The organism is Bacillus sp. SJS, from assembly GCF_000732485.2.
Taxonomy (GTDB): domain Bacteria; phylum Bacillota; class Bacilli; order Bacillales; family Bacillaceae; genus Metabacillus_B; species Metabacillus_B sediminis.
Map to the genome: position 1 here is coordinate 214,513 of NZ_JAQV02000007.1, position 15,371 is coordinate 229,883.

The following is a 15,371-nucleotide window of genomic DNA, read 5'->3' on the forward strand; positions in this document are numbered from 1 at the left end:
GCTTCCATTCTTGGAAGCGGGCTTTTTTTATTCTTCTTCTTTTTGCATATTGTATTTTTTCATAAAACGATCGGCGCGGCCGCCTTTATCAGCAAACTTCTGTCTGCCAGTATAGAAAGGATGAGTATCTGCAGTCGTTTCCATTTTAATGAGCGGATAGGTATTTCCGTCCTCCCACTCAATTGTTTCATTGGAACCTTTAGTTGAGCCGCTTAAAAATTTAAATCCGCTATTCACGTCCATATAGACGACTTTTTGGTAGTTTGGATGTATGGCTTGTTTCATGTTTAATACCCCTTTCTTGTAAATCGTAATGTTTACGTTTTAATAATAACAAATGCCTGGGACTGTGTCAATAAAGCAGCTTTTTTGACTTGGCAAGCTGAACAGGATTGATGATCAGGCAGCACAGCTTCCTGCAGCAGCCCAAAAAGAAGACGCCTTTTTATAGAAGAGCGTCTCTCAATCCTTATTCTTTAATACGCAGCCCCAGCAGCGCAGCAAAACCGATTGCCTGCTCAGAAGAAACGACGCAGCCCTCCAAATTCCCCGGCTCTACACTCAGCTGATCATAATGACAGCTGCTTATGTCTATTCCTTTCAAAGCAGTGCCAGTAAAATCAGCGCGGTTCAAATCACATTGTTCAAATATGATCTTATTAAATCTGGCATCGTAAAAATTCACATTTTGCAGAGATGACCGTTCAAACTGAATGTGTTTTAAACGGGCATCCACAAAATCAGCCAAATTTAACAGACAGTTTTCAAAGGTTACATTTCCGAGATTAGCCTCCGAAACATTCAGCCCCATTAGTTTGCAGTCCTTAAAAACGACTCTGTTTAGATTTCCCTCGCTTAAATCAACATTGGACAAATCACAGTTTTCAAAAACAGCATCTGTTAAATCAATTCTTTTAAAAGAAGCATTTACCAGACGGACATGATTAATTACTGCTTTGGAAAGAGTTAATTTATCAATTTCCGCATAATCAGCCTCGGTGTTTGAAATCAGACAGTTGCACATATATGGGTCTTCATCATTAAATACGTCTTGAAAATTTCCCTCTTTAAGATCTTTTGGGATTTTTGGACGTTCCATTTTAAAATTTAAGGTCACGAAGCATTAGCACCCTTCAAAGGAAAATTTTAAAAAACATTAATGAAAACATACCATAGCAAGGGGTTTTCATATAAGTCTTTATTTTGGTTAGTCATTGTGTTCTCAGAAGGAGACGATTCTTTAAGTACTCCGTTTTTCAGGTCTGGCTTTATATGAATCCAGCCATATCAGCTGTCTGCTTTTCTAGAGTGATAACACGAATAATGATTGGTAAAAAGCGGATAATAAGGAAAGGAAATCAGATAGGAAAGGCGGATTGTCATGACAGATTTAGTGTTTGCTCGCTCTCTTTTTGGAACGACGATGGGATTTCATATTATCTTTGCAACACTCGGGGTAGGAATTCCATTGATGATCTTTTTTGCTGAAATCATGTTTCAGCGTACGAAGGATATTGATTACTCGATTATGGCCAAGCGCTGGACAAAGGGTCAGGCTGTTCTCCTTGGAGTGGCAATTCCTACCGGAACTATTGCAGGAACGCAGCTGACGCTTTTATGGCCAGGCTTTATGGAGGTAATTGGACGAGTCATGTCCCTTCCTTTTCAAATCGAAATTTATGCATTTTTCATTGAAGCTCTGTTCATGTCCATCTACGTTTACGCATACGACAGAATCGGACCGAAAACAAGACTTCTTAGTGTATTTTTTATTTTTCTCGGCGCCACAGCATCAGCCGTTCTGATAACGAATGTTCATGCTTTCGAAGGGACTCCTGCAGGCTTTAGAATTCAAAATGGAGAGATTGTGGACGTTGATCCATGGGCGGCATTTTTTAATCCCAGCTTCCTTGTTTCCGCTGCTCATGTAGCGTTTTCAGCCTTTATGACCGGTGCTTTTATGATCACCACAATTGCAGCCTATAAAATGCTGAAAAATAGAAAAAACGAGCGGCTATTCACCTTTCACCGAAAGGCATTTATTATGAGCCTTCTAATTGGACTCGTGTCCTCCTTTTTAACTGCTATTAATGGGCACGAATCGGCTCAAATGCTTCATGAGTATCAGCCTGAAAAACTAGCCGCTGCAGAAGGCTTGTTTGAAACCCAGGACCATGCGCCGCTTGCAATAGGCGGATTCACTGATAGAGAGGCGCAGGAAATAAAATATGGGATTGAAATCCCCTGGGCGCTGAGTTTTCTTGCTGGCAACAGCTTTGATACAGAAGTAAAAGGCCTTAACGATTTCCCGGAGGAATATTGGCCTCCATTATTCGTTCACACCCTTTTTAACGCAATGGTATTAATCGGCAGCGCACTGATCGGACTTTCACTATTCGGTCTTGTGTGGAAGAAATTCGTAAAGAGGCCTTTCCCTAAATGGTTTTTATGGGTCTGCATTCCAGCCGGACCCCTATCCCTTCTTTCCATCGAATTCGGCTGGATTTTTGCGTGTACAGGCCGTCAGCCGTGGGTGATCTACCGATTGCTTAAAACGTCTGAGGTCGTGACCAAATCCGGAAATATTGGAACGCTGTTTTTATGCTTTACTGTTGTGTACGCCATATTAGGGACCGCCGTTCTTCTTGTCCTTCTTTATTACTTCAAGCGGAATACCGTTGAAAAAGATCTTGCGGCTGCTCAAGGTAATTCCGGTGAAGGAAATGGTGTAGATGTTTATTAAAGCGCTGGAGCGACTACATAAGGAGGCAGCACAAAATGGGCGTATCCGCTGATGCACTACTCGCGATCACAGTCCTTTGGGGTTTTATTTTTATCTATGCTGTAATGGGAACAATGGACTTTGGCGCAGGCTTTTGGTCGATGATTTACTTAAATCAGAAAAAGACAAAAGCAACCAATATCGCAAACCGCTATTTAAGCCCGACATGGGAAGTAACAAATGTTTTCATCGTGGCCATAGTCGTGGCTGTATTCAGTTTTTTCCCGGGGGCAGCCTATATTCTTGGAACCGTCCTGCTCATACCGGGAAGCATGATTCTCTTACTTCTTGCAATCCGAAGCGGCTTTCTCGTCTTCTCCCATATTGCAAAGGATTATGAACGTGCCTTAACCTATATTTCAGGAATTTCCGGGTTTATCATTCCAGCCCTATTGATTTCCATATTGCCTATTACGCACGGCAAGTACATCAAAGTAGTGGATGGTGTGCACCAGCTTCAAATTGGTACGGTTTTCACAAGTCCCAATGTTTTCGCCTTTATAGGATTTGCCGTAAGCAGCACCTTATTTCTCTCATCCCTGCTGCTTGCCGACTATTCACGCAATCTTGCCGGAGAAGAAAAAGCCTATGAAGTTTATCGGCGAGACGCTCTGATTACTGGCCCGATTTCACTTGTCATGGCTTTTCTTATCATGCTGACGCTTCGTACTGAAGCGAATTGGATTTACAGTAACATGATGGAATACCTGCCGGCTCTAATTGGATCTGTTGTGATGTTTTTACTTGCAGGTGCGGCTCTGTTTATCCCATCCAAAAACAGAAACACCCTGGGAAGACCGAGAATCGCCATGGTCGCTGTTTTATTGCAATATTTTTTCGCGAGCTATGCCTACGGACGCGCCCATCTTCCATATATGATTTATCCGGATATTACACTCGACGCAGGATTCACTGATCCCAATACATTTCATGCTCTTTTTATCAGCTACATTGTAGGGTTTGCCATTCTATTCCCTGGCTTCATTTTCTTCTGGAACTTATTTATGAAAAACCCCAAAACCGCAGAGGAAAATGAATCCTGAAGATAACAGGTATGCACTTGGAGCCAAAGTGAAAAAATAAAAGGAAAGTGAAGGAGGAATAACTTATGTCCCACCAAAAAATTCAATGTGAAGTAAACAATTGCACCTATTGGGGGCAAGGCAACAACTGTACGGCCGATGCCATCTATGTAGTCAGCCATGCAGGCGATCGCGCAAGCAATAGCGAAGAAACAGACTGCAAAACATTTAAACCGCAGGATCTTTGAGTAAATCCGGCCTTACTTGGCCGGGTTTTTTATTGCGGAACGGGCTACAGTGAGGGACTTCACCAAAGTAAAAATGGCTAGTTCGGCTGGAAAATTGTTTTGGCTGGAAAGTCCTAGATTTTGGGTGGAATCAAGTTCATGTGCCGTTTCCGGCGGTTGCCCGCTGCTTTCCAGCTAAGACAGAGTAGGAGGTATCTGCGACCTGCATTATTTATTGACTTTTTACGTTAATTGCTGAGTATTTCCTGTTAATTGCTGACTTTCTCCTGTTAATTGCTGACTATTTCCTATTAATTGCTGACTTTTCCCTGTTAATTGCTGACTTTCCATTATTTCAGCCGTTCACACCACGGTTCCCCCCGTTATCCGGAACTTTCCAACCCGCGTTAATCCGCTGATAAATTGACGTTAACATCTCAAATCCGTTCAAGTTCGGCAAGTAAAATCGTTTCAGGAGTGAAGCCCTGGGTTCGACTGCAATGCTGTTTAAGATGAATTCCAACAAAAAAACACCAGTAAATCGTACTGGTGCCAACAGATGAGCGCTTTTGGATGGGTTATTGGGTTAGAGTTTGCTGGGCTTGAAGCAGCAGGTCTTGAATTTCGTCTTTGGAGAGCTGAGTCAGCTCCTGGACGGTGTCAGGGGAGACATTGCGTTTTAACAGCAGGGCGGCTATAAACCTTTTCCTTTTCAGCGGATCGTGATCACTGGATCCAGCACAAGCATTCATAAAATAGGGATCCCTCCTTTCCACGAAAGTATAGCGCTGAAAAAGGCTTGGGGCAAAGCAGCATATTGCTTTTATCTTCCTTTATTTAGCGTTTTTACTTGTAAAAAAATAATAACCCCGGCTTAGGAGGTTATTTAGAAAACGTAAAAATCTGTTTTGTATATTTTTTTAATAGCTGCCGGTTTACTTCAAATCCGATTCCTGGACCTTCGGGAACGATAATTTCTCCGTTTTCTACGATGACTTCAGGTACAATGATGTCTTCATGCCAATATCTTGACGAGGACGATATATCCCCTGGAATGGAGAAATTTGAAAGCGACGCGGCGGCAATATTATGGGCTCTGGAAATTCCCGTTTCAAGCATTCCTCCGCACCAAACTGGAATTCCCTGTCCCTGGCAGATATCGTGAATTTTTTTTGTCTCAGCTAGTCCTCCTACCCTGCCTGGTTTAATATTGATGATTTGGCAGCTGCCCAGGTTTATTGCTTTTCTGGCGTCATCTGCCGATTCAATACTTTCATCAAGACAGATCGGAGTTTGGATTTTTCTTTGCAAAACAGCATGGTCAATGATATCATCCGCAGCTAACGGCTGTTCAATCATCATTAATTCAAATTCGTCCAGTGCTTTCAACAGGTCTGCCTGATCAAGTGAATAGGAGGAGTTCGCATCTGCCATCAATGGCAAATTAGGATAAACCCTTCGAATTTCCCTGATTAATTCAATATCTCTTCCAGGCTTGATTTTCACCTTGAATCTTTTATATCCGGAAGCAAGTGCACGTTCTATTGAAGCAAGCATTTCTGTTAAAGGGGCCAGCCCAATTACGATACCAGCTTCAATATGCCGTTTCGTTCCTCCCAATAGGTTTGATAAGGACTGCCCAGTTTGCCTGCCATACAGATCCCAGCAAGCCATTTCAAGAGCCGCCTTCGCCATCCGGTTTCGTTTCAAGCTTGAAAAGGAAGCACTTACTTCATTTGGGTGGGAGTAATCTGTGTTCAGACAAATTGGAATCAGAAAATCTTCAAGCATATGCACACTCGTCTTAACCGTTTCCTCTGTATACCAGGGAGAGGAAAAAGCGACACCCTCCCCCCATCCGGCTATGCCCTGTTCGTCTTGAACTTCTACGATCATGCTTTCCCTGTTTTCTACTCTTTCAAGACTTGATTCAAACGGTTCAACAAGCTTCATTTCCGTCAGATGCAAGGTTATTTTTTTAATTTTCATCATTGCACCATCCCTTTCAATACATGTCTTTGAAGCTTGCGGGAGGCGTTTCTCGGGAGTTCGCTTACAAATGTAATCCCTTTGGGCACTTTATATTTTGCCAATTTTTTAGCGCTGAAGTGAAGCAGTTCATTCGCAGTCAGGTTTTCTGATGCTACTACGAATGCGTATGGAACCTGTCCCCATTTTTCGTCTGTAACTCCTGTAACTCCTGCTTCCTTTACCAAAGGATGCTCCATCAGCACCGACTCAATTTCTGCAGGATATATGTTTTCGCCGCCTGAGATGATTAAATCTGAGCGCCTGTCCAGAACATAAAGGAAACCATCCTCATCCATTCGCCCGATGTCACCCGTATGAAGCCAGCCGTTTTCAAGCGCTCTCGCTGTAGCCTCTTGCTTGTTCCAATATCCTTTCATGACGTTCGGGCCTTTAACCATAATTTCACCCGGCTCGTTTGTCCATGCTTCATCTCCGGATTCTTTCACAATTTTTATTTGGCACGGGAAAAGCGGTTTTCCGGCAGAGCCTAATTTTCGAAGCGAATCTTCCATGGAGAGTGTTGCAAACTGTGAGGAGGTTTCCGTCATACCATAGGTTTGAACGACAGGAATGTCCTTCTCTTTGCATTGATTCAGCAAGGACGCAGGCGCTGGCCCCCCGCCTAAAAGCATGCAGCGGAATGTTTTTGGATAGGAACGCTCCTTAAGGTTTTCCAGCATCCCGTCAAGCATCGTACTCACCACTGAAATAATACTGGTTTTATTATGGATGATGGATTGGTTAATGGTTTCGGCATCAAAACGCTCATGGAGGCTAACGGTCATTCCGTAAATAACACTTCTGAACAAAATAGAAAGCCCGCTTATATGAAACAAAGGCACTGCTGCCAGCCATTTGTCTTCCGTATGCAAACCAAGGTTTAGTGCAGAACCAACGGCGCTCCAATAGTGATTGCCGAACGTTTGCATGACCCCTTTCGGTTTTCCTGTCGTACCGGAAGTGTACATAATGACTGCAGTTTGATTTAAATCGTATTCTTCCTCGTAGACTGCAGGTTTTTGTAATAAACGTACGGCGTCCATTAAGGATAATTTTTTATTTTCATTTACTGGTACGCGGTCATAATATTCCGGAGATGCAATGATGAGTTTTGCTTTCGAATCGAGAAACTGATACTCCCATTCTTCTTCTGTAAGCCTTGTATTTAAAAGGACTGCAGTTGCCCCGCAATAAAACACTGCATGAATAATTTTAACCATTTCTGCACTGTTCCCCATCAGAATGGCAATATGATCGCCCTTCTGGATTCCAAGGCCCTCTAAAGCGCCAGCCCTTCCCAGCACTTCTTCATGCAGCTCTAAAAAAGTTAAGGATTCTTCCGCTGTCTCTAAAGCAATCCTCTCAGGTGTCATATACGCCCGCTGCTTCAGCCAGTTCGGCATAGTCGTTGTTTCCATGGTTCTGCCTCCTCTCTTAATGGTTATCCAAACTAACCAAGCTTTTAATACAAAGACAGGCAGCCGGTTAAGGGCTGCCTGTAAAGCTTCGGTTTAAGGAAAACGAGGGAATTGCTTGAAATCAGGATCGCGTTTTTCTTTAAACGCATCTCTTCCTTCTTTCGCTTCATCCGTTGTGTAATATAAAAGAGTGGCATCACCGGCAAATTGCTGAATTCCTGCAAGACCATCTGTATCTGCGTTAAATGCAGCTTTAAGGAAGCGGATAGCAGTCGGGCTCTTTTCAAGAATTTCCTCACACCATTGAACGGTTTCTTTTTCAAGCTGTTCAAGTGGTACTACGGTATTAACAAGTCCCATATCCAATGCTTCCTGTGCACTGTATTGACGGCAAAGGAACCAAATTTCACGGGCTTTTTTATGGCCTACGATTCGTGCAAGATAGCCTGAACCGTATCCGGCATCAAAGCTTCCCACTTTAGGTCCTGTTTGTCCAAATACGGCATTATCCGCTGCAATCGTCAAATCACAGACGATATGAAGAACATGTCCTCCTCCTATTGCATAGCCTGCTACCATTGCGATAACCGGTTTAGGAATAACACGGATCAGTCTTTGCAGGTCAAGAACATTCAGACGAGGGATTTGGTCTTCGCCTACATAACCGCCATGGCCGCGTACTTTTTGGTCTCCGCCTGAACAGAAGGCTTTTTCACCGGCACCTGTCAGGATTATAACTCCCACATTGGAGTCATCTCTTGCATAAGCAAAAGCATCAATAAGCTCCATTACCGTTTTTGGACGGAATGCGTTATGTACTTCCGGGCGGTTAATGGTGATTTTTGCAATTCCATTGTACGTTTCATAAAGAATATCTTCATACTTACGTTCTGCTACCCATTCAAATGACATTCTGAAAACCTCCCTATTGTTTTAGAAACCCATTTACTATTGTACCAAAAATCTTGGGTTGTTCCACATGGATTGCATGGCCTGCATCATTTACTTCTATATACTGGCTATTTTCGAACAGTTCGTCCATTTCTCTTCCTATTTTGCAAAACTTGGCATCAAGCTCTCCAGCCAGTATAAGGACGGGAAGAAGGCATTGGTGTAGTTGTCCCCACCAGCTATACTGAATACCCGTACCCATCCCCCGGAGACTGTTGGCAAGTCCTATCGTGGTATTTGAAAGACGCTGTTCCCGAATAGCCCGTATTTTTTCTTGCGGAAGAGCTGCCTGACTTGAAAACAGCGGCAGCTTTTCCCATGCATCAACAAATGAAGCAACCCCGCCTGTTGTTATTTTTTCTGCTAAAAGTCTGTCGCTGTTTATTCGCCTTGTTCTCTCCTCAAGCGTCTTAAGACCCGGAGAGGCACTTTCAAGAATCAAATGTGACACTCTTTCCGGAAACAGCATGGAAAAGTTCAATGCTGTGCGGCCACCCATTGAATAGCCGGCAACAGCTGCTTTGTTAATATCCAGCTCATCTAAAATAACAGCTAGATCCTTGCATACTTCGTCCATTGTATAGCGTGCTTCTTCAGCAGGTGCCTCCGTCTTCCCATGACCGATTAAATCAATTAGAATGAGTTTCCTGCCTGTGAGTACTGGGATCATTTCTTCCCAGTCGCTGACTGCACCTGTAAATCCATGCAGGAGCAAAAGAGGAGAACCCTCACCGATGACTTGGAAATGATAGCTCACACCTCTGATTGTTTTAATCATAGCTTACATCTTTCATTATTTCCTGGGAAACAAATTGCAGCAAATCACGATGTATTTTGACACGTGTTTTGCGGTTTGTAGGAACCTCAATAATCCGGATACCTTTTTGTCCCGCAGACGTTTTAAAAACTGACGCGAATTCTTCCCAACTGTGAATAAGAGAATATTCTGCTCCATATAATTGAGCCGCTTTTCCATAGTCCAGGCCAATAGGTGTACCGAATAATTGCTCAAAATGCTTTTCTTCGGCAGATTGGGGCAGGAATGAAAAAATTCCTCCGCCATCGTTATTCAGCAAGACAATAGTCAAAGACAGATCATTCAATTTAGCTCCCAAAAGACCATTTAAATCGTGATAAAAGGATAAGTCTCCAATGACAAGAACGGTAGGAGATTTAGAAGCTGCCGCCACTCCCAGGCTTGAGGAAACGACTCCATCAATCCCGTTGGCCCCTCTATTGGCGTAGAGGGTAATATTCTTATCTGTTACTCCAAAATACGTATCAGCATCCCGTATGGGCATACTGTTTCCTACAAATAGCTGGGAATCATCCGGCATAAGCTCCATCAGCTTGAGGAATGCTTTTCCTTCAAATAAATCGCCGCCCTCGTCAAGTAAAGGCAGATGATTTCTGTAAATTTGATTGGCATGCTTCCACGCCAAAGCATACTCATTATTTTTTCTTATGCTGATTTCGGCTGTAAGCTCTCGGCAAAAGGCCGCTTCATCAACAGAAAACATTTCTGCAGCTGCTAAAGTAGGATCGCGCCACTTGCCGTTTTGGTCAACGACAATTTGATAAATTTCAGGTGAATCTCTGAGCATAAGAAACAGCGGCTTAGAAACAGGCATGGCCCCCAGCCGGATGACCGCTTCTGGCTTTAGCCTCTCTCTTAATGCTTCATCTTTTAATATGGAATCATAATTCTCAATAATCATGTCTTTCGAATGAGGACCTGTCCTCATATTGGAAAGCGGGTCTGCAAGCACCGGAAATCCCGTCGCTGATGCAAGAGCTGCCACCGCCTCCTTGTATTCTTGCCCATGAATTTCCCCGCATACAATCATTCCCTTTTCCACACCGCTCAGTGACTCCATCAGCCTTTTAATTTCTGAGCCGGCAGCCATCGAGACTGTCTGTCCTTTACGAGCATGCTTTTCTCTCGTTCCTTCTTCCCGCCACAGGAATGGAAGTCCGAGATTAGGAATGAGGGGCTCTCTGAATGGAAAATTCAGATGAACCGGTCCCATTGGTACGGCTGCTGACTGGCTGTATGCCCGTGCCGCGAGAGTTCTGGCATAGCGGTGCATAAAGGGCTGATCCTCTGGGATTGCTGCATCGGTAAACCATTTGACATAGCTTCCGTACAGTTCATTTTGATTAATGGCTTGAGGAGCTCCAACATCTCTCAATTCATGCGGACGATCTGCAGTCAGCACGACTAAAGGAACATTTGAATAGTGAGCTTCTACCACTGCAGGAAAGTAATTGGCAGCAGCTGTACCGGATGTGCACAATAAAGCAACGGGCCGCTGCAGGCGCTTTGCCATTCCCAGAGCATAAAAACCGGCGGATCTCTCATCAATTTGGAGATGAGTCCTTACTTCAGGGTGCTCTGCAAGCAGAATGGCAAAGGGCGTTGATCTTGAGCCCGGGCTGATTACGGCATCGGTTATCCCCTGTGCTGCAAGCTCATCAATAAATCCTGCAGCATAACGGGTTAAAGAATCACGTCCTGTCATATTTCAGGCCTCCTAAAGCTGAAAGCATCGGCCTTAGCTTCATTTTTGTCTCTTCATATTCCATCTTCGGATTTGAATCTTTAACAATTCCGCACCCTGCATATAAAACAGCGGAATTTGCCTTCACAAGACTTGAGCGGATCGCAACAGCAAACTCGCCATTTCCTTCTGTGTCAAGCCATCCAATCGGCGCGGCATACCACCCGCGGTGCATCGGTTCAATTTCTCTGATCATGCTCATTGCTTTTTCCTGAGGCAAACCGCCAAGTGCCGGGGTTGGATGCAGGTGTTTAACGATATCAAGGAGCGATGATTGGTTATTCAATACTCCTTCGATCGGTGTATATAAATGCTGAACATTTTTGGTTTTATAAATTCCCGGTCCATTTGGACATTGAAGATCAGAGCAATGATTAAGAAGAGCTTCTCTTATCATTTTTACGACATATGCATGTTCTTCCAGGTTTTTTTGATCCTCAAGCAGTTCACGCTCAAGCAGCTGATCCTCTTTATCTGATGACCCGCGTTTTATTGTTCCGGCAAGACATGCAGAACGGACGTGCTGATCTTTTATTTGCACAAGCCTCTCCGGTGTAGCTCCAATAAAGCTTGAGCTGCCGTTTTCAAAAATAAACCGGAAAGAGGATTGCTGCTCATTAATCAGTGTTTTCAGGGCTCCCTGGACATCAATCGGCGTTTCAGAATCAAGGGTAATGTCTCTTGCAAGGACAACCTTATCAAGTTCTCCATTACGAATGGATTCTGTCGCCTTTGTAATAGAAGCGAGCCATTCTTCTGTATGGTGCTCATTCATTTCGAATGGCGCAGGAGTGCTGCCAGCTGTAATTTTACCGCGGCAAAGTTTCTTTACATACAAGGCCCGTTCAGTGAAGTCAGCCTCTGCCTCTTCCACTGTTTCATTAGGCAGGATCACCTTTGCAATTGTGACCTCAGGTTTCTGGCCTTTTTTCCATACACCTAAAAAACTCGGAAGAACAAACCTGCCTTCTTTATAAGGCTCCCAGAGATGGTTCTCATTTTTAAAAGGATCAAAGGAAAATCCGCCCATTAAGATCGGGCCCTTATCAGAATTTGACGAATCTGTATATTTTTTAAAGCGCTTCCATTCGGTTTCAATCTCCGTAAATCTTGCATTGGACTGTTCAGCTGTATCTATAATCCATTCATTTCCCGCTCCAACCATCGTCTCATCTGAATTAGGCGACATCCAGAATGTTCTCTCGCCTGAATAAAGATCTTCCGCTGCAGCAAAAAAATGAAGGGGGTTTATATGTGGTACAGGAATGGTTCGGCTGACGATAACCTGCTGCCCCTGTTTGGCATCATCAACAGCTAAGGCTAAAGTCTCCCTGAATGTTTTGCGCATTGTGGTAATCACCTTGCATACCCCCGTAATCCGTAAAAATCGCTTTTTCTAACATACACCCGCATAAAGGGTGTGTCAATAGAATGAAACAGGCATATTCTGCTTCTTATCCTTATTATAATACGTTTTGGAATCCGAATAAATCGGAAACCCTTGAGAAGCAATGACAGTAAGGATTCATTGACAGTAAGTGTCTATTTAACTACACTTATAGTTGAAGAAGATTGTCTTCTATTGTGAACTAAAGGAGAGAAGAGAAATGCACCCTGATACACAACCGCATTCAGCTCCTTCCATAGAACCTGATAAAAATTGGCGGATTTGGTGGATGCTTTTACGGCCTCACACCTTAACGGCAGCCTTTATTCCGGTAGCGATTGGAACCGTAATGGCCATGAAGGAAGGATCATTTAACATTTGGCTGTTTTTATCAATGCTCGCAGCCTCAGTACTCATTCAGGCAGCCACTAATATGTTTAATGAGTATTTCGATTACAAAAGGGGCCTTGATAACGAAAACTCCGTAGGAATTGGAGGAGCAATTGTCCGGAATGGTGTTAAGCCGAAAACTGTTCTTAATTTAGCTTTTGCCTTTTTCGGGATATCAACCTTACTCGGCATTTATATCTGCTTCCAATCCAGCTGGTGGATTGCTGCTATTGGTACGCTATGCATGATTGCAGGCTATCTTTATACAGGCGGGCCTCTGCCTATTGCCTATACACCGTTTGGAGAACTGACAGCTGGTCTTTTTATGGGAGTCGTCATCATTTTAATTTCATTTTATATCCAAACAGGAACAATCAGCATGGAAGCATTTCTCATTTCATTGCCTGTATCTTTATTGGTTGGAGCCATTCTGCTTTCCAATAATATCAGGGACTTGGACGGCGATAAAGAAAACGGACGCAAAACGCTGGCCATTTTAATGGGACGTAAAAAAGCAATTGATTTCCTTGCTCTGCTATTCATCTGCTCTTATATCTTTATTGTTGCCTTTATTATTGCAGGGACCGCATCTTTTTGGAGTCTTCTTGTCTTCCTGAGTGTGCCAAAGTCAGTCTTTGCTGTTAAAGCTTTCAGAGGAAAAAGTCTTCCAATGGAAATGATGCCCGCTATGGTAGCTACAGCACAAACCAATACACAGTTTGGCCTGCTGCTTGCTGCCGGACTATTTATCAGCTATCTATTCTAAACACGGTCCTTGACCGTGTTTTTTTTTGCAGTTTGCTCATACTAAGTACAGGATTCCAAATTACAATGTATGGAGGGAGAACCGCTATGCTAACCGATCACCAGCTGAATGCCTTCCGGGAACAACTTCAGACTGCGAAAACAGAGCTTGAACAAAGATTCGGCGAGAACGGTCACTTTGGCCTTGAAAGCGGACATCCGCATGACACAGTGGGTGAACTATCCAGCTATGATAATCACCCTGGAGACGAAGGAACTGAGCTGTATGAGCGTGAGAAAGATGTTGCCTTAAATGAACATGCAGAAGAGGAATTGAGTGACATTAACCGGGCGTTAATGGCGATTGAAAAAGGGACTTACGGAAAATGTGAAATATGCGGCACAGATATTCCAGCTGAACGATTAGAAGCAATCCCATCTGCCACTACATGCAAAGAGCACTCGCCCAACCAGTCCATATCCTCAGATCGTCCCATTGAGGAAGAAGTACTGTCTCCTCCATTTGGAAGATTCACTTCTGACGATAAAGATTCAGTCGCATTTGACGCAGAGGATGCGTATCAGGAAACAGCAAGCTTTGGGTCGTCGGAATCTCCTTCAGATTTTGAATATCCAATGGAGGATTATGAGGATGCATACATTGAATCGGACGAGCCTATAGGTTATGTAGAGGATTACGAAAATTTTGCCGGAACGGATATCGAAGGCAAAAACGTGACCATCTATCCAAATGATGAACATGAAAAATATGAGGACGCCCTTGACGAAGAAGGCATCATGACCTCCTTTGGAGACCTTCCTGCATCTGAAAAAGAACGATATACCGATTGACACCCGGGTCTCGTTTCCTGCGAAGGATAGAGGAGCTAAAAGGCTCCCCTGAGAATAATTCAGAAACCCGGAAGCGCTCCGGGTTTTGTTTTTCGTTTCTGATGAATGAATTTTTCTGTTTACTTAACCATAATGGATTAAGCTGATGGAGCGGAAATCAGCCTAAGCCAATCCCATGTGAAAGGTGCTTTAAGTCCTTATTTTCCGGACACCGCCCATTTTCTAAGCCTATCCACAGGTTTTAAACCGCTAGCATAAGTGAATAGAAAGAAATACAGCGGTTCTCAACGAGGTCCGCCTTTAAGCATTTACCATAGATCCTGAGTTGAAGCGGGGGTTTGGTAAATGATCAGTTAAACGAGGAGGAGCGTCCATGGTACGATCCATACTTATTTTTGTTATTACATATGCCTTATTTTTAATAAGCGGATTTTTGTTTCAAATTGATCAAAGCTGGTATGATGCGCTGAATAAACCTGCTTGGACACCTGCCGGAGGTACAATCGGAATGATTTGGTCAATTCTTTTCGCTTGTATTGCGGCTTCAATTACCATCATTGATCGAAAAGCAGGGGGACTTAACAACCTTAAGCCTGCATTTTGGATCATACTAATTGTGAATTATCTCTCTAATCAATTGTTCAGCTTTTTCCAGTTCAGTCAAAAAAACCTTGGTCTTGCGACGATTGACTGCGCCATTGTTGCCATTTCTGCAATCATTTTAACTGTCTTTGCGTTAAATATTCGAAAAATAGCGGGTATTCTGCTTGTTCCATATGTGCTGTGGACTTCATTTGCCACCTTCCTATCGTTTATGTTTTACTCGATGAATTTATAATCGAGTAGGAGGGGGTGATTAACCCCCGACCTCTCACACCACCGTACGTACGGATCCGTATACGGCGGTTCGAAAGTTTATGAAACCACAATCGTTAATTGTTTTAATCCAAGTTGATTCCAGTACTTGTTAGGAAGGGCTTTGTGGAGAATGGGGTTCTTAGAATTC

At 43.5% G+C, this 15,371-nt stretch carries 15 protein-coding genes; 6 read left to right on the plus strand and 9 right to left on the minus strand.

What is annotated here, in order from left to right; translation table 11 throughout:
* Positions 1-27 precede the first annotated feature (27 nt).
* Both AS29_RS04700 and AS29_RS04705 read right to left on the minus strand, forming a co-directional pair.
* Positions 28-285 (minus strand): type B 50S ribosomal protein L31, encoded by a 258-nt coding sequence (locus AS29_RS04700; RefSeq protein WP_035409867.1) that lies wholly within the window; start codon positions 283-285, stop codon positions 28-30.
* 184 nt (positions 286-469) lie between these two features.
* On the minus strand, positions 470-1,117 hold the full coding sequence (locus AS29_RS04705) for a pentapeptide repeat-containing protein (protein WP_051860764.1): 648 nt from the start codon (positions 1,115-1,117) through the stop codon (positions 470-472).
* Between the two features lie 264 nt (positions 1,118-1,381).
* Between AS29_RS04705 and AS29_RS04710 the strand changes: the two genes are divergently transcribed.
* The 3 genes from AS29_RS04710 (at position 1,382) to AS29_RS04720 (ending at position 4,052) form a co-directional block, all read left to right on the plus strand.
* The gene (locus AS29_RS04710; RefSeq protein WP_051860765.1) at positions 1,382-2,743 is read left to right on the plus strand and encodes a cytochrome ubiquinol oxidase subunit I; all 1,362 of its coding nucleotides are present in this window, start codon (positions 1,382-1,384) and stop codon (positions 2,741-2,743) included.
* A gap of 35 nt (positions 2,744-2,778) precedes the next feature.
* A complete protein-coding gene (locus AS29_RS04715; RefSeq protein WP_035409869.1) occupies positions 2,779-3,825 on the plus strand; it encodes a cytochrome d ubiquinol oxidase subunit II in 1,047 nt (348 codons plus the stop codon).
* 65 nt (positions 3,826-3,890) lie between these two features.
* Entirely contained in the window at positions 3,891-4,052 is a 162-nt protein-coding gene (locus tag AS29_RS04720) for a DUF1540 domain-containing protein (RefSeq protein ID WP_066098953.1), read from the plus strand.
* 557 nt (positions 4,053-4,609) lie between these two features.
* Here AS29_RS04720 and AS29_RS21270 read toward each other — a convergent pair.
* The 7 genes from AS29_RS21270 to AS29_RS04750 all read right to left on the minus strand — a co-directional run bounded on the left by AS29_RS21270 (position 4,610) and on the right by AS29_RS04750 (position 12,352).
* Positions 4,610-4,783, minus strand: coding sequence for a hypothetical protein (locus tag AS29_RS21270; RefSeq protein WP_156505869.1), 174 nt, complete (start codon positions 4,781-4,783; stop codon positions 4,610-4,612).
* 130 nt (positions 4,784-4,913) lie between these two features.
* A complete protein-coding gene (gene menC / locus AS29_RS04725) occupies positions 4,914-6,023 on the minus strand; it encodes an o-succinylbenzoate synthase (RefSeq protein WP_035409871.1) in 1,110 nt (369 codons plus the stop codon).
* Positions 6,020-7,480 (minus strand): o-succinylbenzoate--CoA ligase, encoded by a 1,461-nt coding sequence (locus AS29_RS04730; protein ID WP_035409873.1) that lies wholly within the window; start codon positions 7,478-7,480, stop codon positions 6,020-6,022. The genes menC and AS29_RS04730 overlap by 4 nt, the downstream gene beginning before the upstream one ends.
* Positions 7,481-7,573: 93 nt before the next feature.
* On the minus strand, positions 7,574-8,392 hold the full coding sequence (menB, locus tag AS29_RS04735) for a 1,4-dihydroxy-2-naphthoyl-CoA synthase (protein WP_035409875.1): 819 nt from the start codon (positions 8,390-8,392) through the stop codon (positions 7,574-7,576).
* A gap of 13 nt (positions 8,393-8,405) precedes the next feature.
* A complete protein-coding gene (gene menH, locus AS29_RS04740) occupies positions 8,406-9,209 on the minus strand; it encodes a 2-succinyl-6-hydroxy-2,4-cyclohexadiene-1-carboxylate synthase (RefSeq protein WP_035409878.1) in 804 nt (267 codons plus the stop codon).
* Positions 9,202-10,953 carry a 2-succinyl-5-enolpyruvyl-6-hydroxy-3-cyclohexene-1-carboxylic-acid synthase gene (gene menD, locus AS29_RS04745; RefSeq protein WP_035409881.1) on the minus strand — a complete coding sequence of 584 codons (1,752 nt, stop codon included), beginning with the start codon at positions 10,951-10,953 and terminating at the stop codon, positions 9,202-9,204. Before menD ends, menH begins: the two co-directional genes overlap by 8 nt.
* Positions 10,940-12,352, minus strand: coding sequence for an isochorismate synthase (locus AS29_RS04750; protein WP_035409883.1), 1,413 nt, complete (start codon positions 12,350-12,352; stop codon positions 10,940-10,942). Before AS29_RS04750 ends, menD begins: the two co-directional genes overlap by 14 nt.
* A 247-nt stretch (positions 12,353-12,599) precedes the next feature.
* Between AS29_RS04750 and AS29_RS04755 the strand changes: the two genes are divergently transcribed.
* From AS29_RS04755 to AS29_RS04765, 3 genes are all read left to right on the plus strand, one after another.
* Complete coding sequence (locus AS29_RS04755; protein WP_035409885.1) at positions 12,600-13,535, plus strand: 1,4-dihydroxy-2-naphthoate polyprenyltransferase; 936 nt, start codon at positions 12,600-12,602, stop codon at positions 13,533-13,535.
* 86 nt (positions 13,536-13,621) lie between these two features.
* The gene (locus AS29_RS04760) at positions 13,622-14,365 is read left to right on the plus strand and encodes a TraR/DksA C4-type zinc finger protein (RefSeq protein ID WP_035409887.1); all 744 of its coding nucleotides are present in this window, start codon (positions 13,622-13,624) and stop codon (positions 14,363-14,365) included.
* A gap of 373 nt (positions 14,366-14,738) precedes the next feature.
* A complete protein-coding gene (locus AS29_RS04765) occupies positions 14,739-15,203 on the plus strand; it encodes a TspO/MBR family protein (protein WP_035409889.1) in 465 nt (154 codons plus the stop codon).
* Positions 15,204-15,371: the final 168 nt, after the last annotated feature.

Excerpts from the sequence above, each read along its gene's own strand:
- AS29_RS04700 (WP_035409867.1), bottom strand. The coding sequence starts at position 285 with ATGAAACAAGCCATACATCCAAACTACCAAAAAGTCGTCTATATGGAC.
- AS29_RS04710 (WP_051860765.1), top strand. The coding sequence starts at position 1,382 with ATGACAGATTTAGTGTTTGCTCGCTCTCTTTTTGGAACGACGATGGGA.
- AS29_RS04715 (WP_035409869.1), top strand. The coding sequence starts at position 2,779 with ATGGGCGTATCCGCTGATGCACTACTCGCGATCACAGTCCTTTGGGGT.
- AS29_RS04720 (WP_066098953.1), top strand. The coding sequence starts at position 3,891 with ATGTCCCACCAAAAAATTCAATGTGAAGTAAACAATTGCACCTATTGG.
- AS29_RS21270 (WP_156505869.1), bottom strand. The coding sequence starts at position 4,783 with ATGAATGCTTGTGCTGGATCCAGTGATCACGATCCGCTGAAAAGGAAA.
- menC (WP_035409871.1), bottom strand. The coding sequence starts at position 6,023 with ATGATGAAAATTAAAAAAATAACCTTGCATCTGACGGAAATGAAGCTT.
- AS29_RS04730 (WP_035409873.1), bottom strand. The coding sequence starts at position 7,480 with ATGGAAACAACGACTATGCCGAACTGGCTGAAGCAGCGGGCGTATATG.
- menB (WP_035409875.1), bottom strand. The coding sequence starts at position 8,392 with ATGTCATTTGAATGGGTAGCAGAACGTAAGTATGAAGATATTCTTTAT.
- menH (WP_035409878.1), bottom strand. The coding sequence starts at position 9,209 with ATGATTAAAACAATCAGAGGTGTGAGCTATCATTTCCAAGTCATCGGT.
- menD (WP_035409881.1), bottom strand. The coding sequence starts at position 10,953 with ATGACAGGACGTGATTCTTTAACCCGTTATGCTGCAGGATTTATTGAT.
- AS29_RS04755 (WP_035409885.1), top strand. The coding sequence starts at position 12,600 with ATGCACCCTGATACACAACCGCATTCAGCTCCTTCCATAGAACCTGAT.
- AS29_RS04760 (WP_035409887.1), top strand. The coding sequence starts at position 13,622 with ATGCTAACCGATCACCAGCTGAATGCCTTCCGGGAACAACTTCAGACT.
- AS29_RS04765 (WP_035409889.1), top strand. The coding sequence starts at position 14,739 with ATGGTACGATCCATACTTATTTTTGTTATTACATATGCCTTATTTTTA.